The 2,106-nt window shown below is 75.3% G+C and carries 3 protein-coding genes; all 3 read right to left on the bottom strand.

Features of this window, described 5'->3' with window-relative positions:
- A partial coding sequence (locus ICW40_RS19460) for a hypothetical protein (protein WP_221655637.1) occupies positions 1-499 on the bottom strand: 499 nt, incomplete at its 3' end.
- A gap of 122 nt (positions 500-621) precedes the next feature.
- Entirely contained in the window at positions 622-1,296 is a 675-nt protein-coding gene (locus ICW40_RS19455) for a helix-turn-helix transcriptional regulator (RefSeq protein WP_221655636.1), read from the bottom strand.
- Positions 1,297-1,396: 100 nt separating this feature from the next.
- Positions 1,397-2,106 (bottom strand): hypothetical protein (locus tag ICW40_RS19450; RefSeq protein WP_221655635.1); only part of this gene is annotated, 710 nt, incomplete at its 5' end.

Below are 2,106 nucleotides of genomic sequence, written 5' to 3'. Positions count from 1 at the left end.
CGACGCGGCTCGCCACGAGCGCCGCCCCGGGCGCGACCGCGCGGTCGCCCGCGGGGGGCAGCAGCCGACGCAGCGCGGCGAGCGTCAGGCGGGGCAGCTGGACGCTGTCCTGGACGTAGGCCGCGAGCCGCTGACGCTGCGGCGAGAGCTCGACGGCGGCCAGCAGCGCGAGCACCTCGCACGCGACCGGGTCGAGGGCCAGCGTGCGGCAGCACCGGGCGAGCACCGCGGGGCTGCGGGCCACCCAGGTGGCGAGCTCGGCGCGAGCCGTGCGGAGCGGCTCGTCGAACACGGCCAGGACCGGTCCGACGTCGTCCGCGCTCGGCCCGTCGAGTCCCGGCAGGGTCCGCAGCAGGGCGTCGACCTGCTCGTCGGCGACGAAGAGGCCCGCGAAGTCGCGCGGCGGGACGCCGGACGCGATCCGGCAGGCCGCCGCCTCCCGCTGCAGGACCAGGTCCGCGACGACCAGCCACGGGGGAGGGGGACCGTCGGCCGCCATCCGCCTGCCTCTCTTCCGACGGCGCCACGGTGACACCGCCGGTGCGCGTGCCGCCAGGCGTGCGGCGGTGCGCTGCCCGAAGGTGCACGCGACCGGGACGGGTCAGGAGGGGTCAGGAGGGGTCAGATGATCCCCGCGCGCGCCGCGACGCCCACGGCCTGGGCCCGGGTCCGGCAGTTCATCTTGGTGAGCACGTCGTGGACCACGTTCTTCACGGTCCGCTCCGAGTAGTTGAGCCCGCACGCGATGGCTCGCGTGTCCTCGCCGTCGGCCAGCATCTGAAGCACCTGGCGCTCACGCGCGCTGAGCGATCCCGCCGGTGCGGAGCCGACCCGCGCCGCGTGGTCCATGAGGCGCATGAGGAGGCTGTGGGTCAGGGTGACGCGGCCGCTCGAGACCGAGCGCGCCGTCCGGACCAGCGTCTCGGGGGTCAGGTCGTCGAGGAGCAGGATCGCGGCCACGCCGGCCTCTGCGAGCTCCTGCAGCCGCGGCCCGGACGGCTCACGGACCGTCGCGACGAGCCCGACCGGGCGGCCCGCGACGAGCGCACGCACGCGCGGGAAGCTGGATCCGTCGGCCTCGAAGACCAGCACGTGGGTGCGCGCGAGGTCGGGCGTGGGGTGCAGGCCGACGCTCTCCCCGACGACCGCGACGTGGTCCGTGGTCAGCGCGGAGACCATCCCGCGCCGGATGACGGCGTGGGTCTGGTCGACCCAGACACCGCGAACCGCGGAGGGCGGCGGTTCGATCGGGGTGCGTGGGAGGCGGTGCGGCGTCGTCTGCTCTACGCGGGTCATGGCAGCCCCCTTGCTGGCTCCCGGTGAGGTGACCAACGTATCGCCCAAACCGGGACAAAGACACCCTCCTGGGTGCGGCGACGGCAGGAGCGCGGACCGCTCAGGGCTCGTTCAGCTCGACGCCGAGCCAGTCGCGGATGAGCACGCCCCGCTCGTTGGCGTAGTCGAGGACCCGCTGGGGGATCGGGTCCACCTGCGGCGGCACCTCGAGGACGAGCTGACCCTCGATGCGCTGGCCCGCCAGACCCGCGGCCCGCGTGCTCGGGGTGTCGGCGACGATCGCGCCCGACGGGTACTTCAGGACGAGCTCCTGCACGTGGGCGAGCGCGTCCCACTCGTCGATCCGGCCGAGCTGCGTCGTCTTGCGCGAGACGAGCTCCTTCGTGACCGGGTCCCAGCTGTCCAGCCGGACGAGCTTCCCCTTGCGGGACGCTGACGGCTGGTCGGTCAGGCGGGTCCGCAGCGGGAGCTGGTTGACGGGGTAGCCCCAGCCGGCGATCGTCTCGAGCACGGTGCCGAGGCGCGCGGCCTGCAGGCGGGACGGCGTGAGGTTGCCCGTCGCGGCGTCGAGGTACCAGGGCAGGAAGTCCCCGCTCACCTCGTCGACGTAGAACACCTCGGGGACGGGCTGCGCGACCAGCCCCGTCGCGAGCGCGTCCTCGGCGAGGGTCTCCGCGGACGCCGTCCCCTGGGCCTCGGCGAAGGTGGCGGCGATGTCCTCGGCACCGGCGAACGGGGCGGGCACCCTCGGCGCGCCCGGGGCGCCCGGCGCACCGGGCCCGGCCGTCCGCCGGCCGGCCGCGAGTGCAC

The sequence above is a fragment of the Actinotalea ferrariae genome (genome assembly GCF_019733465.1).
In the GTDB taxonomy this organism is placed as follows: Bacteria; Actinomycetota; Actinomycetes; order Actinomycetales; family Cellulomonadaceae; genus Actinotalea; species Actinotalea ferrariae_A.
This window is presented reverse-complemented; position numbering and strand designations above follow the sequence as displayed.

Excerpts from the sequence above, each read along its gene's own strand:
- ICW40_RS19455 (WP_221655636.1), bottom strand. The coding sequence starts at position 1,296 with ATGACCCGCGTAGAGCAGACGACGCCGCACCGCCTCCCACGCACCCCG.